Origin of the sequence: Amycolatopsis sp. NPDC051371 (assembly GCF_040682155.1) — a bacterium.
Lineage (GTDB): Bacteria > Actinomycetota > Actinomycetes > Mycobacteriales > Pseudonocardiaceae > Amycolatopsis.
In genome coordinates this window covers 15302-39143 of record NZ_JBFBAG010000026.1, presented here as the reverse complement: position 1 = coordinate 39143, position 23842 = coordinate 15302, and the positions used below count along the sequence as shown (strand labels likewise).

At 69.5% G+C, this 23842-nt stretch carries 24 protein-coding genes and 3 pseudogenes; 17 read left to right on the top strand and 10 right to left on the bottom strand.

The window, feature by feature from the left end; all coding sequences use genetic code 11:
* Positions 1 to 4: 4 nt before the first annotated feature.
* The 3 genes from AB0M59_RS29010 to AB0M59_RS29000 are packed head-to-tail and all read left to right on the top strand — an operon-like array spanning position 5 to position 3416.
* Positions 5 to 835, top strand: coding sequence for a 4Fe-4S dicluster domain-containing protein (locus AB0M59_RS29010; RefSeq protein WP_364621393.1), 831 nt, complete (start codon positions 5 to 7; stop codon positions 833 to 835).
* On the top strand, positions 832 to 1827 hold the full coding sequence (gene nrfD / locus AB0M59_RS29005) for an NrfD/PsrC family molybdoenzyme membrane anchor subunit (RefSeq protein ID WP_364621117.1): 996 nt from the start codon (positions 832 to 834) through the stop codon (positions 1825 to 1827). The genes AB0M59_RS29010 and nrfD overlap by 4 nt, the downstream gene beginning before the upstream one ends.
* On the top strand, positions 1824 to 3416 hold the full coding sequence (locus AB0M59_RS29000) for an NAD(P)/FAD-dependent oxidoreductase (protein WP_364621114.1): 1593 nt from the start codon (positions 1824 to 1826) through the stop codon (positions 3414 to 3416). Before nrfD ends, AB0M59_RS29000 begins: the two co-directional genes overlap by 4 nt.
* 78 nt (positions 3417 to 3494) lie before the next feature.
* On the opposite strand, the gene AB0M59_RS28995 is transcribed toward AB0M59_RS29000, so the two are convergent.
* Positions 3495 to 4076: a helix-turn-helix domain-containing protein gene (locus AB0M59_RS28995; protein WP_364621112.1), complete on the bottom strand. Its 582-nt coding sequence runs from the start codon at positions 4074 to 4076 to the stop codon at positions 3495 to 3497.
* Between the two features lie 37 nt (positions 4077 to 4113).
* On the opposite strand from AB0M59_RS28995, the gene AB0M59_RS28990 reads away from it, so the two are divergent.
* A complete protein-coding gene (locus tag AB0M59_RS28990) occupies positions 4114 to 4542 on the top strand; it encodes a nuclear transport factor 2 family protein (RefSeq protein ID WP_364621109.1) in 429 nt (142 codons plus the stop codon).
* Positions 4543 to 4552: 10 nt separating this feature from the next.
* Here AB0M59_RS28990 and AB0M59_RS28985 read toward each other — a convergent pair whose 3' ends face one another.
* Together AB0M59_RS28985 and AB0M59_RS28980 are read right to left on the bottom strand one after the other, a co-directional pair.
* Positions 4553 to 5404, bottom strand: a complete 852-nt coding sequence (locus AB0M59_RS28985; protein ID WP_364621107.1) for a formate/nitrite transporter family protein — start codon at positions 5402 to 5404, stop codon at positions 4553 to 4555.
* Between the two features lie 833 nt (positions 5405 to 6237).
* Positions 6238 to 6600: a DUF5313 family protein gene (locus tag AB0M59_RS28980; protein ID WP_364621105.1), complete on the bottom strand. Its 363-nt coding sequence runs from the start codon at positions 6598 to 6600 to the stop codon at positions 6238 to 6240.
* A gap of 104 nt (positions 6601 to 6704) precedes the next feature.
* Here AB0M59_RS28980 and AB0M59_RS28975 point away from each other — a divergent pair, with 104 nt between their 5' ends.
* From AB0M59_RS28975 to AB0M59_RS28960, 4 genes and pseudogenes are all read left to right on the top strand, one after another.
* Positions 6705 to 7046, top strand: a complete 342-nt coding sequence (locus tag AB0M59_RS28975) for a permease (RefSeq protein WP_364621102.1) — start codon at positions 6705 to 6707, stop codon at positions 7044 to 7046.
* Positions 7043 to 7500, top strand: a pseudogene (locus AB0M59_RS28970) (NAD(P)H-dependent oxidoreductase). Before AB0M59_RS28975 ends, AB0M59_RS28970 begins: the two are co-directional and overlap by 4 nt.
* Before the next feature lie 100 nt (positions 7501 to 7600).
* Positions 7601 to 8158 (top strand): isochorismatase family cysteine hydrolase, encoded by a 558-nt coding sequence (locus AB0M59_RS28965; protein ID WP_364621099.1) that lies wholly within the window; start codon positions 7601 to 7603, stop codon positions 8156 to 8158.
* Between the two features lie 943 nt (positions 8159 to 9101).
* Positions 9102 to 9241 (top strand): annotated as a pseudogene (locus AB0M59_RS28960) (arsenical-resistance protein); the annotation flags it as partial.
* Positions 9242 to 9288: 47 nt separating this feature from the next.
* Here the strand turns inward: AB0M59_RS28960 and AB0M59_RS28955 are convergent.
* A complete protein-coding gene (locus AB0M59_RS28955) occupies positions 9289 to 9696 on the bottom strand; it encodes a MarR family transcriptional regulator (RefSeq protein ID WP_364621096.1) in 408 nt (135 codons plus the stop codon).
* A 121-nt stretch (positions 9697 to 9817) separates the two neighbouring features.
* Between AB0M59_RS28955 and AB0M59_RS28950 the strand changes: the two genes are divergently transcribed.
* From AB0M59_RS28950 to AB0M59_RS28920, 7 genes are all read left to right on the top strand, one after another.
* Positions 9818 to 10633, top strand: coding sequence for an SAM-dependent methyltransferase (locus AB0M59_RS28950; protein WP_364621093.1), 816 nt, complete (start codon positions 9818 to 9820; stop codon positions 10631 to 10633).
* A gap of 86 nt (positions 10634 to 10719) precedes the next feature.
* Positions 10720 to 11142, top strand: coding sequence for a chemotaxis protein CheB (locus AB0M59_RS28945; protein ID WP_364621391.1), 423 nt, complete (start codon positions 10720 to 10722; stop codon positions 11140 to 11142).
* Positions 11109 to 11471: a hypothetical protein gene (locus tag AB0M59_RS28940; RefSeq protein WP_364621091.1), complete on the top strand. Its 363-nt coding sequence runs from the start codon at positions 11109 to 11111 to the stop codon at positions 11469 to 11471. The genes AB0M59_RS28945 and AB0M59_RS28940 overlap by 34 nt, the downstream gene beginning before the upstream one ends.
* A gap of 433 nt (positions 11472 to 11904) precedes the next feature.
* Positions 11905 to 13719: a P-loop NTPase fold protein gene (locus AB0M59_RS28935; protein ID WP_364621089.1), complete on the top strand. Its 1815-nt coding sequence runs from the start codon at positions 11905 to 11907 to the stop codon at positions 13717 to 13719.
* Positions 13720 to 14184: 465 nt separating this feature from the next.
* Positions 14185 to 14673 carry a GntR family transcriptional regulator gene (locus AB0M59_RS28930; RefSeq protein ID WP_364621086.1) on the top strand — a complete coding sequence of 163 codons (489 nt, stop codon included), beginning with the start codon at positions 14185 to 14187 and terminating at the stop codon, positions 14671 to 14673.
* The gene (locus AB0M59_RS28925) at positions 14670 to 15755 is read left to right on the top strand and encodes a DUF5808 domain-containing protein (protein WP_364621083.1); all 1086 of its coding nucleotides are present in this window, start codon (positions 14670 to 14672) and stop codon (positions 15753 to 15755) included. The genes AB0M59_RS28930 and AB0M59_RS28925 overlap by 4 nt, the downstream gene beginning before the upstream one ends.
* A 569-nt stretch (positions 15756 to 16324) precedes the next feature.
* A complete protein-coding gene (locus tag AB0M59_RS28920) occupies positions 16325 to 16636 on the top strand; it encodes an EthD family reductase (protein WP_364621080.1) in 312 nt (103 codons plus the stop codon).
* 93 nt (positions 16637 to 16729) lie between these two features.
* Here the strand turns inward: AB0M59_RS28920 and AB0M59_RS28915 are convergent, their stop codons facing one another.
* On the bottom strand, positions 16730 to 17575 hold the full coding sequence (locus AB0M59_RS28915) for a dienelactone hydrolase family protein (protein WP_364621077.1): 846 nt from the start codon (positions 17573 to 17575) through the stop codon (positions 16730 to 16732).
* Positions 17576 to 17649: 74 nt separating this feature from the next.
* On the opposite strand from AB0M59_RS28915, the gene AB0M59_RS28910 reads away from it, so the two are divergent.
* Both AB0M59_RS28910 and AB0M59_RS28905 read left to right on the top strand, forming a co-directional pair.
* On the top strand, positions 17650 to 18657 hold the full coding sequence (locus AB0M59_RS28910) for a helix-turn-helix domain-containing protein (RefSeq protein WP_364621075.1): 1008 nt from the start codon (positions 17650 to 17652) through the stop codon (positions 18655 to 18657).
* 648 nt (positions 18658 to 19305) lie between these two features.
* On the top strand, positions 19306 to 19866 hold the full coding sequence (locus tag AB0M59_RS28905) for a prolyl oligopeptidase family serine peptidase (protein ID WP_364621072.1): 561 nt from the start codon (positions 19306 to 19308) through the stop codon (positions 19864 to 19866).
* 11 nt (positions 19867 to 19877) lie between these two features.
* Here the strand turns inward: AB0M59_RS28905 and AB0M59_RS28900 are convergent, their stop codons facing one another.
* The 5 genes and pseudogenes from AB0M59_RS28900 to AB0M59_RS28880 all read right to left on the bottom strand — a co-directional run bounded on the left by AB0M59_RS28900 (position 19878) and on the right by AB0M59_RS28880 (position 23830).
* Positions 19878 to 20756 (bottom strand): CocE/NonD family hydrolase, encoded by an 879-nt coding sequence (locus tag AB0M59_RS28900; RefSeq protein WP_364621389.1) that lies wholly within the window; start codon positions 20754 to 20756, stop codon positions 19878 to 19880.
* Positions 20757 to 20760: 4 nt separating this feature from the next.
* Positions 20761 to 21513, bottom strand: a complete 753-nt coding sequence (locus AB0M59_RS28895) for a CocE/NonD family hydrolase (RefSeq protein WP_364621070.1) — start codon at positions 21511 to 21513, stop codon at positions 20761 to 20763.
* Between the two features lie 7 nt (positions 21514 to 21520).
* Positions 21521 to 22345 carry an inositol monophosphatase gene (locus AB0M59_RS28890; protein ID WP_364621067.1) on the bottom strand — a complete coding sequence of 275 codons (825 nt, stop codon included), beginning with the start codon at positions 22343 to 22345 and terminating at the stop codon, positions 21521 to 21523.
* Positions 22346 to 22390: 45 nt separating this feature from the next.
* Positions 22391 to 23172: pseudogene (locus AB0M59_RS28885) on the bottom strand (enoyl-CoA hydratase-related protein).
* A 301-nt stretch (positions 23173 to 23473) separates the two neighbouring features.
* Positions 23474 to 23830, bottom strand: coding sequence for a DoxX family protein (locus AB0M59_RS28880; protein WP_364621064.1), 357 nt, complete (start codon positions 23828 to 23830; stop codon positions 23474 to 23476).
* Positions 23831 to 23842: the final 12 nt, after the last annotated feature.

The window sequence follows — 23842 nt, the reverse complement described above, 5'->3', positions numbered from 1 at the left end:
ACGCATGGGGTTCTTCACCGATACCAGCGTGTGCATCGGCTGCAAGGCCTGCGAAGTCGCGTGCAAAGAATGGAACGCCGTCCCGGAAGACGGCATCGCACTCACCGGCATGTCCTACGACAACACCGTCGGGCTCGGTGCCGACACCTGGCGGCACGTCGCGTTTATCGAGCAGCGCAAGCCGATCGCGCAGCAGGACACCGGGCTGCACCACGACACCGACGTGCTGGCGATGGCTGCCGACGCGTCGTCCACCGACTTCCGCTGGCTGATGTCCTCGGACGTGTGCAAGCATTGCACCGAAGCCGCGTGCCTCGACGTCTGCCCGACCGGTTCGCTGTTCCGCACTGAGTTTGGCACGGTCGTCGTGCAGGAGGACATCTGCAACGGCTGCGGCTACTGCATTCCCGCCTGCCCGTACGGCGTCATCGACCAGCGCGAGGGCGACGGCCGCGCGTGGAAGTGCACGCTCTGCTACGACCGGCTCGGCCAGGGACAGGAGCCGGCCTGTGCGAAAGCGTGTCCCACCGACTCCATCCAGTTCGGCCCGCTCGACGAACTGCGCGAACGCGCCCAGCACCGCGTCGAGCAGCTGCAGGACGCCGGTGTCGCCGACGGCCGCCTCTACGGCGAGAGTCCGGACGACGGGGTCGGTGGCGACGGCGCGTTCTTCCTGCTGCTGGACGAGCCCGAGGTCTACGGCCTGCCGCCGGACCCGAAGGTCACCACCCGCGACCTGCCCGCGATGTGGCGGCACGTCGGCGCGGCCGCCGCCACCCTGGTCGGCGGCGCGCTGGCCGCGTTCGCCGCGACGGCACTCGGAAGGCGGAAATGAGCGATCAGGACGTACGCCCGGGACGCGAAGCCCTCACCGGCGTCGCCACCGGCCGCAAACGCAAGCGCAAGCGCGGCGAACAGCCGATGGTGCCCGACGCGGAGTTCGGCTCCTACTACGGTAAACCGATCATCAACGGGCCCGTCTGGCACTCACCCGACATCCCCGGCTACCTCTTCCTCGGCGGCTTGGCCGGCGCGTCGTCGCTGCTCGGCGCCGGCGCTCAGGCGACCGGGCGCACGACGCTGGCCGTCACGGCGAAGACCGGTGCGTTCGGGGCCATCGGCCTCTCGCTCGTCGCGCTGGTCCACGACCTCGGCCGTCCCGAGCGCTTCCTCAACATGCTGCGCGTGTTCAAGGTGACCTCGCCGATGAGCGTCGGCTCGTGGCTGCTGTCCGCCTACGGCCCGCTCGCCGGCGCCGCGGCGGCCTCGGCCGTCACCGGCAAGCTGCCGAAGGTCGGCGCGGCCGCCACCGCGGGTGCCGCCGCCCTCGGCCCCGCTGTCGCCGCATACACCGCCGCCCTGGTCAGCGACACGGCCGTGCCCGCCTGGCACGACGGCTACCGCGAGCTGCCCTACCTGTTCGTCGGCTCCGGCGCGAGCGCGGCCGGCGGCCTGGGGCTGCTCGCAGCGCCGGAGCGCGAATGTGCCCCGGCCCGCAACCTCGCGGTGTTCGGCTCGGCCCTCGAAATCGGCGCGCTGAAACGCATGGAGCACCGGCTCGGCATGGTCGCCGAGCCCTACCACTCCGGCGCGGGCGGCAAGTACCTGCGCGCGGCCGAGATCCTGTCCGCGGCCGGGGTGGCCGGGGCCGTGCTCGGCCGGGGGTGGGTGCGGCGACTGTCCGGCGCCGCGCTGATCGCCGCCTCCGCCGCGACCCGCTGGGGCATCTTCCACGCCGGGTTGGACTCCGCCGACGACCCGAAGTACACGGTCGTGCCGCAACGGCAGCGTGTAACCGCGGCCGCCGAGGGTAGTTCTTCCGAGTGACCGAAGACAGCGCCGACGCCGTCGTGGTGGGCGCGGGCCCGAACGGGCTCGTCGCCGCCAACCTGCTCGCCGACCAGGGGTGGGACGTCCTTGTGCTGGAAGCCACCGATCACCCCGGTGGCGCGGTCCGCACGGCCGAGCTGATCGAAGCCGGCTTCCGCAACGACGTCTGCAGCTCCTTCTACCCACTGGCCGCTGTTTCGCCGATCATCGCCGGTCTCGGCCTCGATCGCTACGGGCTGCGCTGGCGGCACGCCCCCGACGTCGTCGCCCACGTCCTGCCCGACGACCGCTGTGCCGTCCTGTCCCGCGACCTCGACCGCACGGCCACCTCGGTGGCCACGTTTTCCCCCGCCGACGGCGACGCCTGGCGAGCCGAGTTCGACTTCTGGTGCGGCATCCGCGACGACCTGATCGACGCCCTCTTCACGCCCTTTCCCCCGGTGCGGGCGGGCGCGAAATGGCTGCGGCATCAAGGGATCGCCGAGCTGCTGCGCTTCCTGCGCATGACGCTGATGCCGGCCCGCGCGCACACCAACGAACGCTTCGCCGGCGAAGGAGCGAAACTGCTGTTCGCGGGCAACGCCTTCCACGCCGACCTCGGGCCGGGCCACGCGGGCAGCGCCGTGTTCGGCTGGCTGATGGGCATGGTCGGCCAGGAGGTCGGCTTCCCGGTGCCGGAGGGCGGCGCGAGTGCGATCACCGACGCCCTCGTGCAGCGGCTCACCGACCGCGGCGGCCGCATCGCCTGCGGCCGGGAAGTGGCGCGGGTGGTGGTGGCCGACGGTCGCGCGCTCGGCGTCGCGGACACCGAAGGCGGTCTCGTACGAGCCCGGCGGGCTGTGCTCGCCGCCGTTCCCGCCCCGACGCTCTACCTGAACCTGGTCGGTGCCGACCACCTCCCGCGCCGCTTCCTGCAGGACGTCCAGCGGTTCCACTGGGACGACGCGACCGTGAAGGTCGACTGGGCGCTCTCTGGGCCGATCCCCTGGCGCAACCCCGACGCCGCCGGCGCCGGAACCCTGCACCTCGACCACGACCTCGCCGGACTCGGCCGCTACAGCGCGGAACTCGGCGGCGGAACGGTGCCCGACCGCCCGTTCCTCATCGCCGGGCAGATGACCACGAGCGACCCCAGCCGCTCCCCGGCGGGCACCGAGTCGGCGTGGGCCTACACCCACGTTCCCCGCGGCCACGACTGGTCCGGTGACAAGCTGCGGCACTTCACTGACCGCGTCGAAGCTGTCATCGAACGGCACGCCCCGGGTTTCACCACCCGCATCCGCGGCCGGTCGATCTACGGACCGCACGACCTCGAGGAGCACAACCACAACCTCGTCGAAGGCGCCATCAACGCGGGCAGCGCCGCGGCCCACCAGCAGCTGGTCTTCCGGCCCGTGCCGAGCCTCGGCCGGGCCGACACACCCGTCGACCGCCTCTACCTGGCCGGTGCGTCCGCCCACCCCGGCGGAGCCGTCCACGGCGGCCCTGGCGCCAACGCCGCACGCGCAGCCCTGGCCCGCAACGGCTTGGGCGGCGGGCTCTACCACAAGGCCATCGACCAGGCCCACCGCCTGCTCTACCGGTAGCGGCCGACGATCCCGAAACGCGAACACCTCCGCAAGCGGCGGCCCGGCAATCGGCTCGCCCGGTGAGTTCGCCTGAAGTCATTCCGCGCCGGCGAGACGCAGCAAGCTGATTCGCAAAGCCTCCTGGGCTTCGGCGGCCGAGAGCCGTTCGGCCGCGAGTTCGCCGCCGGCGGCGTGACCGAGTGCGATGACCGCAGCGGCGAGCCAGCCCGCCGACAGGGTTCTGTCGAATTCCCCGGACCGCTGTCCGCGCTCGATGATCCGGGTCAGGCGCAGGACCACCGGATGGTGCCGCTCGGCATCCCCGGGTACATCGGCCACTTCAGGCCGCAGAAGCACCGGATACCGGTCCAAGATCTGCCAGCTGATCCCGATGATCCGCAGCAACGCGTCCGCCGCCGACCCCTCGTCCAGGCCGGCCGCGTCCAACGCGGCGACAACCTCGACGGTCGCATGATCCACCACGGCCGTCAGCAGGTCGTCCCGCGAGGAGAAATGTGCGTAGACCGTTTGACGGGTCACCCCGGCAGCCTGCGCAATCACTTCCATGCCCGCGTCGGGCCGCTCACCCAGCAGCCGGGCCGCAGCTTCGAGGACCGCGATCCGGCTACGCACGGCATCAGCGCGGCGAGCGCGCGGCTCTTCGGTTAACTCAGACATCCTTGTCAAGGTTAGCGGAGAGCTATATCTTACAGTCATGTCAGATTTACGCTCGTACAGCTCAGTTGACCCCGCGGTGTTCGTCCGGGACTTCTTCACCGGCTTCACGCGCGAAGCACTGGACGAAACGAACGACCCCGCCGACGTAGTCGACCGGTACTACTCCCCCGACATCGTGCAGAACAGCGACGGCATCGTCCTGGACCGCGCCAAGCTCATCGCGCACGTGCGGCCGCTACGCAAGAACCTCGAGGATTACCGGTTCGACGTGCACGAGGCGGTCATCGACGGCACGAAACTCGCCGCACGGCTCACCATCCACGCCCGCATGCGCCGCGACCGGACCGTCGTCACCGAAGTCCACCTGTTCGGCGAACTCCTCCCCGACGGCCGGCTCCGGCGCACCGATCAGCTCACCCGTACGATCACGACCGGTGCGCCCCCTCAGCCGAACACGGCGCGATGAAGGCGACCGCCTACGCGGAGACGGGTTCGAGGGCCTCGCCGACCGGGCGGGATTCGGCCGCCGGGGCGCAGTCGCCACGGCCGAGGAAGCCGTAGCCAGCGCCGACGAGCACGCCACCACCGACCAGGTTGCCCAGCCCGGCCAGGACCAGGTTGACCGCGAGGGCCCCGAAGGTCGCGCCCGGCACGTCCTCGAACATCCCGAGGGAAAACACCGTCATGTTGGCCACCACGTGCTCGAACCCGGAGCCGATGAACGCCAGCAGGCACCAGAAGATCAACGTCAGCTTCGCCCCGTCTGATTTCGTCCGCGCGGCCATCCACACCGCGAGACAGACCAGGAAGTTGCACAACACGCCACGGAAGAACAGCATCGCCGCCGGCTCCGCGACCTTGGCCTTCACCGTCGCCGCCAGCAGCGCCGCGGCGGGCGCGGCGTGCCCGGGGGTCGCACCGACCTGCAGGATCCCGCTCTCGTGCACCAGCCAGGCGAACACCACCGAGCCGGCCAGATTACCCACGAACGACCCAGCGATCACCGCGAACCCGGCACCCACCCCGCGACGGCGCGCGAACATCCCCTGCACCATCGTCATCATGTTCCCGGTCGACAGCTCCCCACCGGCGAACACCACCAGCGTCAAGGCGATCCCGAACACCAGCCCCTGCACGAGCTTGGTCCACGGCGACTGCGCCGCGTTCAGCGGCCCCGTCACGGCGAGCAGCAACACGACCGCGACACCGATGTAGGCACCCGCCAGCGCCGAACCCACCAGGAAACGGCCCGGTCGGCGCAGTCCGGCGATCTTGCTTCGCGCGGCGTCCGCCTGGACACTGAGGGCTTCGGAAATCGGGACTGGCACGGTGACTCCTCCTGGCGCTATCGGCTACGGCGATCACACGATCTCTTGCCCAGTCGAACTGTTGCCAGGAACATGACAGTGACGCGGTGATCACACTCTCGTGAGCGGAATCGCACCGTCGCGGCTTGGCCGCGTGAGGACGCCCATACGCCCCAAAGAGGACGCCCGGCGTGGAGCTGGGGTTCAGGCGGAACGCTCGTCGGCCTCGAGCCGTCAAGCGTCGAGCGAGCCGGCGCGAGGCTCTGCTGGATCTGTCGCCCGCAGCAGTGTCCGGCCCGAGGGGCAACCCAAGCAGGTCCGCGGCCTCCTGAAGCGACAGGTGGTGGCCGTGCACCGCATGCACGATCCGCCGCTGGACTTCCGGCTGCGCCTCGTATTCGTCGAGCAGGACAGCGTCCGCCAGCGCAAGCCGGAGCCGTGCGCCGTCGACCCGCGCGCTCAACACGGTCCGCAAGGCGCTCACCAAGTCATGGCGCACGGCACGGCTGAAGTCACCGGCCGGCAGCAGGCCTTCCCGGCGCAACTGCCGGCAAACCCGCACCACGTGACGCCGCGAGATGCCGACGCCGGCCGCAATGCGGCACACCAGCGCGAGGGCCCGCTCACAATCCGGAAACGGCCTCCTGGTGTCGAAAACGCTGCTCGCGACGCCACCGAGGTGACGGGTTCCTGCGGCGGTCATCCAGGGCCTCCTCAGGTTGTCCCGCGTTCGACGGCCGGATACCCCGCCGCACCGGTTCCGACCGGCGCCGATCGCTCACGCTGGCGTCATCCGTCCGGGCCGCAGCTGCGTGGCCACCGTCCTCCGGTGGTGCCGTGGCGGCGTTTCCGGATCAGGGCCAAGTGGCCGCGCGGCCGTGCTTGGCGCGGACTTGTTTGCCGGTGCCGCGAGGGAACCCGTGTTTCATGAGGCGGACCTCGGCGAGCTCGTCGGCGCTGGTCATGGTGAAGAAGAGACTCAGGAACAGGCTCAGGAAGAGCGCAACCAGGACCGCGGGGACCGGCAGCGGCGTCACTGTTACCAGCAGGATGAACGCGGCGGCCAGCCAAGGCAGCGCCTCGAAGCACACCCGGATGGCGAAGCGCAGAAGCCAGGTGCGGGCTGTCGCGTCGTGGAGGACCCACTCGCGATAGCGCTTCGGCAGCCGAGCGCCGTAGACGTAGCGGATCCACCGCCAAGGGCCAGGTCGGTGCATCTCCATCCAGGCTGGGTACCCGTTGGTGAGGACCGAAACCACGGAGACGCCGGATCGCGCGGAGGTGGGCGAAGATGTGAGCCGCGATCGGCCGGACACTGGCGATGGCCGGCTCGATGCTGTGGGAGATCCTGTGGGCGCTGATCCTCGGATTCGCGTTGTCCGCGGTCGTGCAGGCCGTGGTCCGCAAGTCGGCCGTGGTGCGGCTGCTCGGTGACGACCGACCGCGCACCTGGCTGTGGCGTCTCGACGCCGCCGCGTCGTCGTGTTCCCACGCGGCTCGCGCTGGCTGGCTCGCTCTTCCTCAAAGGCGCCCACTCGCGGCGGCGATAGTTTTTGAGATCGGTTCGACCAACCTCGTCGTCGCGGACCGGGGTTTGCCGTCACGCTCGCCCGGGCATCTTGATCGGCTAGAGCACACACTAGCGGATTGGAGTACACCGTGACCCGGATCGGAATCATCGTCGGCAGCACCCGCCCGGGCCGGAAGGCCTCGACCGTGGCGACCTGGGTGCACCAGCTCGCCGAGGACCACACTCACGCCACCGTCGAACTCGTCGACCTGGCCGACCACGACCTGCCGCTGCTCGACGAACCGGTGCCACCGTCGCTGGGCGACTACCGCGGCGAGCACACCCGCAAGTGGGCGGACACGATCGCCGGTTTCGACGGTTCGTGTTCGTCACACCGGAGTACAACCACGGCCCGCCCGCCGCGTTGAAGAACGGCCTGGACTACCTGTTCGCCGAGGGGAACGACAAGGCGGGCGGGTTCGTCGGCTACGGTTCGGCCGGTGGCACCCGGGCGGTGGAGCAATTGCGGCTGGCGGTGGGTGAGCTCCGGATCGCCGACGTGCGTTCGCAGGTCTCTTGTCGCTTTTCGACGGCTTCGAGAATATGAACTCCTTCGCACCACGGCAGCACCAGAGCGACGCAGTGCACGCGCTGCTCGACGACGTGGTGTCCTGGAGCGAGGCGCTGCGACCGGTCCGGGAAAGCCCATGACCACCGCGCTGGTCGTGGTCGACATGCAGAATGCCTTCGTCGCGCCCGACGGCGGCGCCGCGGTCGACGGCGCCGAGCGGGCGGTGGCCGTGGTGAATCGGCGGGTCGCCGCGGCCAGCGCGCGAGGATGGCCGACGTTCTACACCCGCGATGTCGACCCCACCGGACGCCGCGGTCCTGCGGCCGACCACGACACGGCCCTGCATCCCGGCCTGGACGTCCGCGGCATCATCGTCGACAAGGGCTCGGGTTCCGCCGCGGGGTTCACCGGGTTCGCCCTGGCTTCCACCGCGGCCGGGGGCACGCCTGGTGGTGGCGGGCTCAGCGCCCTGGCCGGACTGCTGCGCGAGGCCGCAACCGACCGTGTCCTCGTCGTCGGGCTGGCGGCGGACGTGTGCGTCGCGGCCACCGCCCGCGACGCCCGCCGCCTCGGCTATGCCACCGCGATCGACCTCGACGCCACCGCGTTCGTGCACGCCCACCCCGACGGCGACGACGCGGCTCTCGCCGACCTGCGCGCGGCCGGCGTACGCCTCGAACACAGCACCGAATAGAATGAACAAGCCGCCGCACCGGCCGGCGAATTGGCCGTCAGCAGGCACCTATGTCTCCGGCAGTGGCCGTTTCGCCGACTCCCGCACGAAGAACGTGCAAACGGCGCCGATGATCAACAGCTAGCAGGCCGGCCAGTTCAAGTCGCCCGTGCCCGCCACCAGCGCGCTCATGACCGTCGCCGTGGTGCCGCCGAACAGCGAAACCGACAGGTTGAAGGCGATCGACAGACCCGGCCCGGACGTGCATGGGGAACAACTCCGGCAGCGTCGACGGGAGCACGGCCGAGAACAGCACCGGTGTCACCCCATCACCAGCAGGCCGAAGAAGGTCGGCGTGGCACCCCCGCCCGGATCAGCAGGACCGCGGGCAGGGACAGCACGACCAGCCCCGCGCAGCCCACCATGATCACAGGCCTCCTGCCCACAGCCTTGCCAGCGATGTCACGGCAGCGGGCACCACGTGGGCACAATCTTCGCCGATGCGGTCCGGCCGTCCGGGGTCGTAGCGGATGCGGAGCTGGCCCCCGGCGCGCAGTCCCGGCCCCGGGGAATCGTCAAGGAGTGCGGCGACCTCACGGCCGGTGGCTGCGACGAACCGACCTTCACGTCGTAGCCGCCGCGGATGGCGATGTCTCCGTGACCGTGGCGGGCGCTTCCAGGCTCGTTCCGCGTAGCTGGGTTTCGTATCGTTGAACGGCGACGGCATCGAGGCCGACCCCAACGCGAGGACGAGCCCGATGATGGTGATCCCGGCGGCGACCCGAGCGCTCAGGCTCGCGGGCGGCCTCGCCGACCCATGACCCGGCCGCACTAGGGGGCAGGGGCAGGCTCGGGATCGCTCACAGGTCCAGTCTGGGCGATCCGGCGCGCGAGACGGTCGCCGCGCGGCGGAGCGTCGGCGAAGGTCAACGTCGTCGTGGGCTGGATCACGGGAGCCAAGCTGCTCGCGCTGCCGCTGTTGGTCTAATTCAGACTGATGTGGCCGGTTCCTACGCGTTCGGCAAAGCCGTGGACCTGTCCTACGAACGCACCACGACGCTCGCGTTCACCGCCGCGGGCAACAACTTCGAACTCGCCATCGCCGCGCTGGCGCGACCCGACGCCCTGCTCACCACATCGCCTACGTCCGTCTACAGCAGAAGCTCAGCGAGCCTGCCGAGCAGGGTGGACACCTCGTCGGCCCGGGCCCGGTCGACGGCCTGGCCGAGGACATCATCGACAGACCGACCGGCCCGGCGGGTGATCGCGGCGAGAGCATCTTCGCCGATCCGCACCCGAGTGCGCCGCCCGTCGGCCGGGTCGGACGCGGTCGTGACCAGCGCCCGTTCGGTCAACCTGGCCACGGAGACCGACACGTGGCTTTGCGCGAAATCCGTGCGCCGCGCAATGTCGCTGACTGAGCTGTCCGGATGCATGATCACGTCTTCCAGAACGGCTGCTTCTCCCGGCGTCAGAGTCAGGTCACCGGGCTCGGCGGTGGCCTGACGAGACAGCTCGATCAAACGCCTGCCCAGCCGGTGTAGTTGCCTGCCGTCCATACCGAACACACTACATCGCTACCGAAGTATCGTTGGAGATGTATCGTTGCCGATACATCCAGCGCCGGGTCAGAGAAGGGCAGACGACATGACCTCAGCATCGCCGAGCACACCGAGCGGCGTGGGCAAAACCGCGCTGGGCGTCGCGGCCGTGCGGGCCCAAGAAAGCCAACGCCCGAACAGCCTGTTCGACGACCCCTACGCCCAGGCATTCCTCGACGCGGCCCCCGGCGCCTTCGCCGCAGAACACGCCACCGCGAACGACCGCAGGCCGATGGCCGCGTTGGGGGCGGCGTTCGCCTTCCACGGGGTCCTGCGCACCCGGTTTTTCGACGACTACCTCCTCACCGCGACCGCCGCCGGGTGCGCGCAAGTAGTGCTGCTGGCCGCAGGCCTCGACACTCGCGCGTTCCGACTGCCCTGGCCCCCAGGCGTCCAGGTCTTCGAACTCGACCTTCCGGACGTGCTGACCTTCAAAGAACGCGTGCTCAACGAGCAGGGCGCCCGACCGCAGTGCACACGCACGATCGTGCCCGCCGACCTGCGCGCGAACTGGGCCACAACACTGACCCAAGCCGGTTTCCGCGCCACCACACCAACAATATGGCTGGCCGAAGGTCTACTGCTGTACCTCTCCGCCGAGGACGCCACCGCCCTGCTCGACGAGGTCGGCGACCTGTCCGCGCCCGGAAGCCATCTCGCCTTCGAACGCGGCGACATCGCGGACAATTCGCTACTGGCGCACGCGCGCACGACGCCGTCGATGGACCAGTACACCGCACTCTGGAAAGGCGGACTCGGCCCAGACACTCCCGAATGGCTGACCCGCCACGGCTGGCGCGTCGACACCCACGACCGGGCCATACTCGCAGCCTCGTACCACCGAGCAGTACCCGACTCCTCCAGCGGAGAATTCATCACGGCCGAACGTGCATGACGGTGCCATGAGCCTGCTCAGCCGTTGTAGTCGCCACGCCATCACATAGCCACGCCGGCCGGGCCACGTCTCGAACATCCGATGCGATCTGCGCAGACACACCGGCGACCCGGCACACCTCCGCAGCTGAATTGATGCCGCCCGCAAGCATTCCCGTCGTGCTGACCGGCGACGGAACTGACGCCCGAGCCGGGATCCGCGCCATCAGCCATTGCGGTGACACCGTCTTCGCCCAAGACGAAACCACCTCCACCCACTTCGGCATGCCCAGCGCCGCAGTCGATACCGGACACGTCCACCGCGTCCTCGCCCTGCCCGACATCGCCCCCCACCATCGTGGCCACCACCCGCCTCCACTGACCATCCCGCGGCAGGCACCGCCGGGACTGCGAACGAGGTCGGCGCCGACCTCGCCGGCTGGCGAGGCGGTGCCGCCGACGCGTACCGGTCCGCAGCTGGGAGCCTGCACGAGGGGTTGGCCACCTGCTCGCTCGTCGCGGACGCGATGAACGCGCTCGTCAGCATCGCTTCGGAGCTGGTACAGGCCGTGCACGACGCGGTACGGGACCTGATCGCCAACACCGTCGCGGAGATCATCGAAGACGTCATCGAGGCGGGATGCGGGCCGATCGGCTGGGCGGCGATCGCCGAAGAGTCGATCGGCTACATCGCGCGGCAGATCGGGAAGGGCACGAAGCTGGTCGATGACCTGGTGGAGGTGATCGGCGACCTGGCCGACGAGGCAGGAAAGCTCCTCATCATCCTCGACGAGGCCCGCAAGATCTGGCCCGCGCTGCAACGCCTGGCCCAGGAGGGCGGGAAGCTTGCCGCCGGTTGACCGGCTGGCCAGCACCGGAGAAATACCCGGATGTCCGCGGCACGCGAGGTCCCTCACGTCGGCGCATGATGCGGCGGATGATCCGGATGTTTCTTCGGCACGGCTGCCGTCTGTGGGGTCCCGTGGACGGACCGGCTGCCGCTCGGCAAATCCGGAGACGACTTCGTGCGGTGGCCGATCCTGGTCGGAATCGAATCGCCGGAGGGCACGGTCCCGCCAGGGTCGGCCGCTTCCAGCACGAGAACCCACTCGCTGCGACCTGCCCGAAGTGCCGGATATGACGTCCTTGTCACCGAAATGTCCAACACTCGCGAAGCCGGCCTGCTCGTCGCGGCTTCGAAAGTAAAGTCTATTTCGGCGCGGAACCCGTCGATCTCGGCCAGAATGGCGGTTGAGCTTGCGTTGCAAGAGACTGGGCCGGTAAGGAAATGGCATGGTTATCCCTTCCGATGGCCAGCAGACGGCCGCTGAAGGTGCTGACGGCGGCTTCGATGAGGACGGATTCACCGTCCACGGTTCGCCGCCACGCCGGACCTTCACGGTGCTCAATGACGCGCCCGTCGGGGTCTCCGATGACGATGACCTGCTCGGCGCGGTAAGGACCGGGCGCCGCCTGGCCCAGCTCCTCGTGGATTCGCGGGACGCGGCACCGTTCACACTCGCGATCGACGCGGCGTGGGGCACCGGAAAAAGTAGCCTGCTGCACGCCGTCGACCGGGCGCTCTCCGACACCCCCGGCGTGCGGACGGTGTGGTTCAACGCATGGACCGCGGAGCGAGTCGGCGCATTGGAGGGCCTGATCAAGTCGGTCCTGCTCAGCTTCGACCGCAACGTGCTCCGGCGCGCGGTACGGAAACTGGCAGGCCAGGAACAGCTTCTCGGCGTGCTCAGGGCCGCAGTGCTTCTGGCGGTCAGCGTCGTCGGACTCGGCCGGGTCGTGGATGAGCTGTGGCGACGACTCGCAGCAGACGCCAAATCCCGCAACCAAATCCGTGACGTGGTGCGCGGGATGGCGGAGAACTGGCTGGCCCGCTCACGACCCGACGAGACGAGACTGCTCGCCGTGTTCGTCGACGACCTGGACCGCTGTTCCAGCGCGCAGATCGTCGAGGTCTGCGAGGCGATGAAGCTGTATCTCGACGTGCCGGGCGTCGTATTCGTGCTGGCATGCGACGGGGCGGTCGTACTACGCGCCGTGCGAGATCGCCCCGGCGGTGACCGCGAAGGCGGGGAAATCGGCTACCTCGACAAGATCATCCAGATCAACTACCGGGTCGCACCTCCGTCCGAGCGGCGTGCGCTGCGGCTCATCGGGGGCTACGCGGCTCGGTCCGGCACTGCGGACCTGTTCGACGTGGACATGCGATCACTGCTCGTCGAGCACACAGGCGGCAACCCGCGCGCGATCAAACGCCTCATCAACAGCTTTGTGCTCGAGTACCGGCTGCGGCCCGACTGGGACGAGGCGGGCGCTCAGAACCTGCTCAAGATCATCCTGCTTCAACAGTTCTACCCGGTGTTCTACAGTTTGTTCGTCGACTCACTCGACGCTGACCCCATCGGGGACTTCCTCGCCTACCGTGAATTCCGCCTGGCCGTCGGGATCGGCGACCTCACCGAGCCCGATGTGGCAGCACGAACCCGCGAATTCTTCGTCCGAAAGCACATCGCGCCGCCGGAGCCACACAGCACTGGTCCTGCCCTCGACGCAGCATTGCACCGTCTGGAACAGCGGCTGCCGCCCGAGTTCGTCCGGCTCGGCGACGACACCGAGTTCACCTCTCTCCTGGCGGGCTTGGTTGGACCCGTGAACACCTCCCTGGTACGAGCGGTGCTGCACCTGCGTCCGCTCGCGTCCGCTCCGATCGGACTGGCGCAGAATCGATCCGCCGAGCTCGCGGGCACGCGCATCCTGTGGGTCGATGACGAGGCGAACGACAGTTTCTACCTCGCGCAGGAGGCCCGGGCGCGCGGCGCGCGGGTTGCGATCGCCAACGACGGCGAGAACGCCAGACTCCGGTTCGAGCTGTTCCGGCCGACAGTGCTGGTGTCGGATATCCACCGCAACGGCGACGACGAGGCCGGCTTCACCGATCTTGAGGCCTTTCGCGCACGTCGGCTCTATGACGGCCCGGTGATCTTCTTCACCCGCACAGCCACCGAGGCGCGGCAGCAGCGCGCCACCGCTCTCGGCGCACGAATCACGGACCAACTCGAGGACGTTCTAGCCTGGCTGCCCAGTATCTGATGCCACCCGATCACTTGCGGCGCGTCCGGCCATGTGCCGAGCCTGCTACGCCACCCGCGCCGACCTGCTGCGCCGACTGGTACGCAGTCGACAAAGTCGCGCGGCGACCGACAAAAGCCATTGAGCTGGCGGGCAACACCGTCGAGGCGAGCACCTGACACGTCGCCCCGACCAACTGCGGTAGCGCCCAGGGAACCCGATCGACACGCCGCGAGCAGCGCCGGCCAACCCGGCGCAATCAGATCGGCTCGATACCCTCATGAAGTCGTGAGCTTCCGACGCTCAGCACTGCTGTGTCGTCGGCCATTGCGGTCAGCTGTCACGATTCCCGGTCACGAGGCGTCGTCGAACGAGCCGAACACCGTAAGCACGTGCTCCGGGCCTTCCGCGCTGATCGGCCGTTGCGCCATATCTCTAGGGCCGCCCCGCACGGCCGTGTTCTCGTCGTTGCACTGGTCTACCTCGGTGAGGACGGACAAGCCGGCGCAGGCCAGCGAGTTTCTCTCGACGTCGGTGTCGGTCTGTTCTATAATTCATAGAACAGAGGCGGGAGGTGGTCAGGTGATCCTCAATCTCGACCTGGACGGTGAGACACCGATCTACCAGCAGTTGCGGGACCAGATCGTGGAGGCGATCGCCGACGGTGTGCTGCCCGAGGGCAGCTCATTGCCGTCGACCAGGGTGCTCGCCGCGGATTTCGGGATCAACTTCCACACTGTGAACAAGGCCTACGACCTGCTGCGCCGCCAAGGCCTGCTCCAGCTCAACCGCAAGTCCGGCGCAGTGGTGACCCCGGCGGTCGCCAACCCGCAGTTCCCCGCGGAGTGGGCCGCGAAAGCACGGACTCTCCTGGCCGAGGCCGTCGCCAAGGGGATGCCGGCCGACGAGGTCCTCGCGACCTGCCGGTCCGTGCTCGATTCGTTCGGTTCCGCACTGCCGGAGGACACACCATGACTGTCGCCATCATCTTGAGCGCCGGATTGTCCGCATTGGTGCTCCTGCTCGCACTGGTGCTGCCCGCGATCACCAGCCCGACCGTGCCCTTCGGGGTCCGGATACCGGCCCGGCGGGCCGACGAGCCGGCGGTGCTGCGGCAGACCCGCGTCTACCGGTGGCGGGTACTCGCCAGCGGGATCGTCACCGCCGCACTCGGCGTCGTCCTCTACGGCGTGACCGGGGAAACCCTATTGCTGCCGTTGACGGTGATGGCGATCGTCGGCGTCTGGTACGGCTGCTTCTTTCTGGCCAACCACGAGATCCGGGCCGCCAAAGCCGCCGGAGTCTGGTACGACGGCGTGCACCAGGGCGTCGCGGTGGACACCGGGCTGCGCACAAACCCGCCGCGGTTCCCGTGGCTCTGGCTGGCACCGGCAGTGGTCGTCACCCTCGCCACGGCGGTGATCGGGGTGCTGAGCTACGCGTCGATGCCCGAGACGCTCGTCGTGCACTACGGCGCGAACGGCGTGCCCAACCGGGAGGCCGCCAAGTCGGTGGGAACTGCGTTCTCCCTGGTGTTCGTGCAGATCGGCGTGACCGCGCTGCTCGCGGGCATTGCGACGGCCATCGTCCGGGGCGGCCGGTTCGACCTCGACCCGGCCCGCCCGATGAGTTCGGCGCGATGGCACCGCCGGTACATGTCGTTGACGGCCAAGGCGTTGCTCGGGCTGGTCGCGCTGATCGACTTGGGGATGCTGGGGTCGTCGCTGCTGATGTGGACCGGGACGGTCACGGCGTGGGCGCCGCTGGTGGTCGTGCTCCCGATCTTGGCCGGCGTCGTGGTGGTCATCGTGGTCCTGGCCAGGAACTCCCGCGCGCGGGACGAGGGCGAGCCGGAGACCGGCTTGACCCACCGCGACGACGACAAGTACTGGCGGGGCGGCCTGTTCTACATCAACCGCGACGACCACGCGCTGTGGGTCCCGCGCCGGTTCGGTCTCGGGTGGACGCTCAACTTCGCCAACCCCAAGACCGCGATGCTGCTGGCCGGCGTGGTCGCACTGATCGGACTCGTGATCACCCTCCGGTTCACTGGCTGACCCATGCAGGACGGTGCCCCGGGGACCAGACCGGCGAACCATGCACCCGCTCGCGCCAGGCTGACGTTTCCTGCCGACCGGCGACCTGGGCGTCCACCAAACCGTGCAACGGCACTGGGGCCTGCCCTCACCGCTCTTTTCGACACTCGTCCGTTTCTACCGGCCGCGTAGCACCGCGCGGCATGATGATCGCGGCAGACAGGCGCCGAGCGTCTTTGCAGGCCCCGAGCATTCGGCGCACCGGGATCGATATCCGCTGGCATCCGCTCGGTCGGATGTTGTCTACTCTTCGCCATGGGGGACGGCATTGACAGTTTTGAGCCGTCACGCCGCCGAGCAGGTCGAGCCGGTCGCGGTGGAGGAGATAACCGCCGAAGGGATGATCGGCATCCGGTGCTGTGCTGCGACATCGGACTGCACATCTTCGTCAGCCGGCCGACCTGCCCCTGGCCGGGTGGCCCAACGTGTCGCTCTGTACGCCGGGAGCTGGGTGTTCGTCGAATTTCACACTCTCCCGTCCGCGGACCTGCTCGGCTGCCTGGAGAACGCGGGGCTGAACGGAGGTTGTTATGCACAAGCTGATGGTCCTGTATCCCGAGCCCGCCGATCCCGACCACTTCCGCGACTACTACGTGAGCAACCACCTGCCGCTGGTCACGCGCATGCCCGGCCTGCTCGCGTACCGCTACAGCTTCGAGGTGGCAGCGACGCAGGGACCGACGCCATACTTCGCGGTCTTCGAGGCCGAGTTCGCCGACGCTGCGGCAATGACCGCGGCGAGGGCGTCTCCGCAGGGCCAGCAGCTGGCTGCCGATGTCGCCAACTACGCCACCGGTGGTGCGGTCGCCATCCACTATCCGGTGCAGAACGGCACCTGCTGAGCCTGGCCCTGAGGCACCGCCGTATCCGGTGAGCCATGTTCGCCACATCCTCGCGGAATCGGTCCCCGCACTCCCTTCGGCTACGAGAGTGTGTCAATGCGTTTCATGTCCCCTCGGATCGTCGTGGCCGAGCCGTTCGGCAAGGAAGGCCAGGATCTCGTCCCTGGCGCGCAGTGTGGGGTGCCCCCGCTGGTCGACGAGGTGGGCTGTGACGACGCTGTGGGGACAGCCGACGACATCACGGAAGAATGGGGGTGGCTCGGGGTTGGCCGTCTCGCCCGGGATGACGCGTCCGTCGAACGCGCCGCCCAGGAGCGCCTGGTAGGCGGCGAACCGTTGGCCGGTGCACCACCGGTCGTTGTCGAAACGGTAGGCGAGCACCTTCAGCCCATCACGCTCGATGCGCTCGCGCACCATCGCGGCGTCCTCGTCGCTGATCTCCAGTCCGGCGGGGTCGTCCAGCGGCAGCGAGGGATGGTTGACCACAGGCGCGATGACGGCCGGTTCGAGTGTCATGGTGAGCGCGAAGTTGCCGGTGAAACACAGCCCGATCGCTCCCACGCCAGGCCCGCCGCACTCGGCCAGCGCCGTCCTGGCCAACCCTCGAAGCCAGGCCGTGATCGGGCTTGTGCCGCCACCGGCGAACGCGCGGAACTCGGCGCTGACGCAGGCACGGCGGACGACCTTCTCCCCGTCGGCGGTGGTGGGGAAGACGCCATCGACACCGAACAGCGACGGAAGGTAGACCGTGAATCCCGCGTCTCGAATCCAGCGCGACAAGCGAACAACGTCCGGGCTGATACCGGGCATCTCCGGCATCAGCACGACAGCCGGCCCGGACCCACCGACGTAGACGGTCTTGCTGACACCCCCGGTGTCGATAAGCCGCGTCGAGAAGTCCGCGAGAGCGTCGTCCGCTTGCGGTTCAGTGATCGCCATAGCGGCATCGTCGAGCGGGAGTGCCTGCTCCGGCCAGTGGCGGGATCGCCAGATGTCCAGGTAATCTCGCAACCATGGTGGCTCCGCTTCGTGTCGGTGTGCTCGCCTATCCAGGATGCTTCGCGTCGGAGGTCTTCGGGGTTCCCGACCTCCTCACGATGGCCTCGCACATCGCCGCAGCCAACGCGACCAGGGATCCCGCGACCAGAGATCCGCTGTACGATGTGTCGATCCTGTCGCCGCGGCGGCGCGTGGTCGCCTCCGGCGGCGCGGCGATCACGGTCGTGCCGGTGCGGCAGGTCGATGTCCTCGTCGTACCCGGGTTCGAGCTGTGCCCCGGACTCGACCTGGACGCGACACTCACGTCGCTCAAGCCGGAAATCGAAACCATCAGATCCAGCTCGCAATCGGGAGTCGCGCTGGTTTCGATCTGTGTCGGCGCGTTCCTGCTGGCCGACGCCGGCCTGCTCGACGGGCGAGAGTCGACAACCTCGTGGCTGTTCGCCGACCGACTGGCAGACCGTTGCCCTGGCACCGACGTCAGACCGGAGAAACTCGTGGTCACCGACAGCGGGGTGACCACGACAGGCGCGTTCAGCGCGATGTACGACTTCGCCCTCGGCCTCATCCGCGAGCACAACGGCAGCCGCGTCGCCCGCGCCACCGCGCGTGTCGCGCTCGTCGACGACGCGCGGTCGAGCCAGGCTCCGTACGTCGACGCGGAGTTGTTGCCGGCCACGGGCAGCCAATTCTCGCAAGGCGTCAAACGCTGGCTGGGCCAGAACATGCGCGAGCGCTACGACCTCGGGCTGCTCTCCGCGACGTTCCACGTCAGCACACGAACCCTCCTGCGGCGGTTTCGCGACGAGACCGGCCAGACCCCGCTCGGATACCTGCAGGCGGAACGGGTGCGCAGGGCGAAACACCTGCTCGAGACCACCGAGCGGACAGTCGCCGGCATCGCCGCCGATGTCGGCTATCGCGACCCCGGGACGTTCAGCGCCATCTTCACCCGCCTGGCCGGGCGCCGGCCGCGGGACTACCGCGCGACGTTCAGGGGAAGCGCCGAACCCATCAGCTGACGAACCGAACCACAACGTCCACCCATCGGCAGTAGCGGACGTTCGAGCCGGGTCGGCGCCGACGGCGCAAGACGATGCACGAGCTGGTCGGTCCAGAGACCGCCGGCCATCCACGACCGTGTTGACAGCGCCCGCCAGGTCCTCGTCTCCGGCGGGGAATAGGGCACGGTCGGAATAAGTGCTCTCCACCAGTAATCAAGCACATCCGCCGCGGCGGCGTCACGACGCTGCACGACAGCACCGGCGCCGCCTACCGATGGCGGCTGACGAGCAGAGTCTTCAAAGGACAACGCGATCCCGCCGGCACACCCGAAACCTGGATCATCGGAGCACCCGCCGCGCGTGCGGTAGCGGTCCTCGAGGAACTTCAGCCATCAGGTGAAGACCTGCTCTTCGCCCGCACAGCCGCACCCAAGGCCGCGCGGCCGACGTCGTCGATACACCATCGATCAACCGGCAGCTCAACGAATTCGTCATATGGGTCAACGCCTACTGCGCCCGCGCCGGACGCGCCGACGTCATCACCGACACCGACGGCGGCGTCTTCCGCCTGCGTAGCAGCCAGTTCCGCCGCTTGCGTGCTTTATCGCGCGTCGCCCCGGCGGCTCGATCGCCGGTGCCATCCAGTACAAACACCACGGCATTCAGATGTTCGAGGGCTACGCCAGCACGTCGCGCTCCGGATTCCGCGCCGAGGTCGAAAGCGAACAGGCCCTGCTGCGCGGCGAGCACCTGACCGACATCGCCACGAGCTACCGCCACGACCTGGCCGGCCCGGCCGCAGAGGAAGCGCGACGACGTCTCGACATCCTCACCGCGAACCCGGACTTCCCCGGGCTCGTGCTGGCCGACCCGGTCCGAACCCGCCGGTTCCTCGCCCGCCACCTACCTCGGCACCTACGCGACCTGCGTGTTCACCGCAGCCACAGCGCGGTCGCCGCGGCCGACCCCGTCACCCACATCAAAGCCGGCGCCCCGCCGTTCGTGCTCTTCCACGGCAACGCCGACACCCTCATCTCGCCGAGCCAGACCCTCGAGCTGCACAACGCTCTGCGCGCCGCCGGCGTCACCAGCACCCGGTACGTCGTCGACGGCGGCGGCCACGGCGACCTGGCCTTCACCGGCGACGCCAAGGCTGCCGCGCTGTGGACCACCCCCACGGTCGCGGACCCGCTGATCGCCTTTCTGAACCAGAGCCTCAAGAAGTGACGTGACCGCGGTCAGCGGCCGACCGGCAGGTGTACCCGGGAATCCGGGCACTCGATGACGTAGCCGGCCGGCTCCTGGCTGTGCCCGTCGCGCGGGAACGCCCCACCCGAGACCTGCAGCCGGATCCGGTGCCCGGCCCGGAACCGGTGCGCGCACGGGCTGTTGTCGACCACGAGGGTCCCCGCCTCGGAGACGACCTTCCGGAACACCTCGGAGACGTTCCACGAGCGCCCGCGCGGATCGACGTCGCAGATCCGCACGAAAACGCCACGGTCCCCGGCGTCCGGGTGCAGCTTCAGGTCCACCCGCGGAGATCCGAGCACCTCGACGTCGCCCGGCAGCGGGTCCGACGTGAACGTGACGACGTCCGCGCGCTCCTCCAGCTTCCGGTTGTCGCGGCTGCCCGCACCGGGCGACATGTGGTGGCCGCCGACCGCGGGCGTCGGGTCTTCGGGGTCGTGGCGGAACTCGATCAGGCCCGCACCTTCGGCTTCGGTGAGCCGCCCGTCCGCGTTCGGGTGCACCGTCCAGTCGGCCGTCTTCGGCGGCCAGCTCGGTAAGTCACGCCATTCGCCCGCGCCGCTGACGTGAATCCGCACTCCGGCGCTTCGCTGCCCGCCCCGCTCCCCGAGATGCCGGTCGAACCACGCGAGGGCTTCGGCGTCGATCACCTTGGCCGCCTTGACCGCGGTGTCGAGGTGAGTCCACGGCCCCATGGTGAGGGCGACGGCGGGGTTGTGCTCGGACAAGGCGTGGTACTGCTCGATCGTCTGCTCGACGAAGAAGTCCTTCCAGCCGCCGATCAGCAGCGTCGGCGTGCTCGCGCGCGCCAAGGCGGACGAGGCGTCGTAGGGCGCCCAGAACGGATCTTCGAGATCGGTGTGGTCCAGCCAGTCACCGAACCACGACCCCCGGCCGTCCAGGGGCGGTCGCCACGGCGTCCGCGATCGGCCCCGGCTTCTTCAGCGCCGCGGCCGTCCGCCTGCGCGCGGCGACCAATGCACGGATTCCCTTCAGCCCCGCCGATCCCTGCGACTCGACCGTGGCGCTCCAGCCGAGGAAGTCCGCCAGTGCCAGGGCGCCGGTGCCGCGAATCCCCCGGCCGAAGTCGTGCGGCGCCACGATGACGACGCTTGCCCGGAGTTCGGGCGGCGGGTCCTGCAGCAGGGCCCATTGCGTCCAGCCGAGGTACGAACCGCCCAGCGTCGCGAGGCGGCCGTCGAACCAGGGCCGGTTCCGCAACCACGCGACGGTATCCTGCGCGTCCTGCGCCTCCTGGACGATGGGCCGGAACTCGCCGGTCGAGCCCCCGGTGCCGCGGACGCTCTGCACGAGGACGTGGTAACCGCGCGCGGCGAGCATCCGGCCGTGGAAGAGGCTCTCGGGCACCCCGCGCCCGTACGGGCTCCGGACGAGGACCGTCCCGTGCCCGGCGGTGACCGGCGCGTAGTGATCGGTCACGAGGAGCGCGCCGTCGCGGGTGGGCACCTCGAGACCACGCTCGACGGTGTACCGGTTCCGCGCCGGCCCCAAGCCGAAGGCTTTGCTCTGGAGGCGGTCGACGGCGCGGGCCAGCGGTCCGGCGGTCTTCGGCTCGGACAAGGTGCTCTCCTTCGGGTCGTGCCGGACCATCAGTGAGCCGATCATACACCGGTTAACTACTTGGCCGGGGCAGGCCGAGCACGTTCTCGAGCGCGTCGTGCCAGGAGTCTTCGTCGGGAGCGCAGAGGAGACCGCCGGTCATCCGGCCGGGGTCGAAGGACGAGCCGTCGAAGTGGGCGCTGAAGCCGCCCGCTTCCCGGTGCAGCAGCCAGCCCGCGGCGTGATCCCACGGCTTCAACCGGTGGTAGCACAGCAGATGGACCTGGCCGGCCGCCGCCAGCCGGTATTCGTGGCCGGCACAGCGAAACCAGGTGTACCCGGCCAGCTTCAGCAGGTTCGCGGCCAGCCGGCCGCGCAGCGGCTCGGGAGCGAACCGGGCCCCGGCGACGGCCTCCATGCGTCCCAGCGGCATGGGGTCGGCGACCTCCAGCCGCTGCGCCGCTTCGCCGGGCCGGCGCAGCCACGCCCCCGCTCCGGCGACCGCCATCGCGGAGGTCCGCGTCATCGGGTCGTGGATGACGCACCCCACGATCCGGCCGCGGCGCATCGTGGCGACCATGACCGCGAACAGCGGAAGCCCGGACACGAAGTTCTTGGTGCCGTCGAGCGGGTCGAGCACCAGCGCGGACTCCGAACGCAGCCGCGCCCGCACCACCTCGTCCGGGTCACCGGCCTCTTCCCCGACGACGACCGTCGCCGGCCACCGCGCACGGACAGCTGCGGAAATCGCCGCCTCGGCCGCCCGATCGGCGACCGTCACGACGTCGAACTCGGAGGTCTTCTCGGCGATGTCGCTCGCGGCGAGACGCCCGAACCGCGGAACCAGCTCGCGCGCGGCGACGCCGGCGACGATGCGTTCGAGGAGTTCGATGTCCATCGCGTGAGTGTGCCCCGTTCCGGATGTCGTTCGAAGTGACGATCACTACCCGGTGAACCGGGGCTTCTCCTTGGCCAGGAAGGCTTTCACCGCGTTCCGGTGGTCCTCGGTCCGGCCCAGCCGGGTCTGGGCGGACGCCTCCCGGCCGAGCGCGTCGGCGAGCTGGAACGACGCCAACAATGCCGCCTTGATCTCCGCGTACGCCCGGGTCGGGCCCGCCGCCAGCCGCTCGGCGACGCGTTGCGCCGTGTCGGGGAGGTCTTCCGCCGGGACGAGGAACCCGACGACGCCCCACGCCAGCGCGTCCGCCGCGGTGAACGGCTCGGCGAGCAGGAGCAGTTCGCTCGCCCGCGCGACGCCCACCGCGCGTGCCAGCGTCACCGACAGGCCGGAGTCCGGCGTCAGGCCGATCCCGGTGAAGGCCGTGCCGAAGCGCCGGACTCCGCGGCGATCCGCACGTCGCAGGCGAGCGCGAACCCGAGCCCGGCGCCGACGCAGGTGCCGTTGATCGCCGCGACCACCGGTTTCGGCATGGTCGCCAATGCCGTGACGATCCGGTCGTAGTCCTCGTCGAGCGTCACGAACGCCATGCCCGGATCGGTCTCCAGCGCGACGGCGTGCTCGGCCAGGTCCTGGCCCACGCAGAAGGCATTCCCGGTGCCGGTGAGCACGACGGCACGGACCGTTTCGTCCGCGGCGACGTCGGCGAGCGCGCCGCGCAGCGCCTTCTTCACGCTGGCGGACAGCGACGGCCTGGTCAGCGTCACCACCGCCACGCCGTCGCGCGCACCGACCTGGATTTCCGCGTTCCCGGTGTCGTCAGCCATCCGCCCACGCTACCACCACAACCTGAACGTTCGGTCGGTATTCGCGGGGAGCGCGTCAGCCCTGCCGGAGCAGGAAGCGCTCGATCTCCGCCGCCGTCGCGATCGGCACTTCGTCCTGCGCGTAGTGCCCGGCGTCCGCGAACACGGTCAGCTCCGAGATGAGGAACCACCGCATCGCACAACCCGGAACGGGGCCGATAGTGCAGAGTTCTTACGGTGGGTGTCAGGAAATCGCACGCCTCGGCGAGCGGTTCGCGCGGCCGTGCCTCGGCCGCCGCGACGGGCGATCGGCACCTCGCCGTCAAGCCGCCACCACGTCGAGACTGAGCAGAACCGCGGAAACCGCCAGGAACGCCGCGGCCGGGAACCACGCCGCGAACCGCGTCAGGCCGGCGCGGAACAGGAACACCAGTGCACCGGTGAAGTACGCGATCAGGCCGACCGCGGCCGCCGTGCCCAGCGGCCGCCAGGCGAGTCCGGCCAGCAGGCCAGCCACCGCCGCCAGCTCCGCCGCGGCGAGCCAGCCGATCCGCTCGACCGGGAAACCCACCGCGCGCATGCCGGCGAGCTGTTTCTCCTGCCCGGCGAGCTTCCCGTGGGCCGAGTGCGCGACAAGACCGCACAGCGGCAGGGAAACCAGCCAGCTCACGAAGGACACGAGCACCTCGCG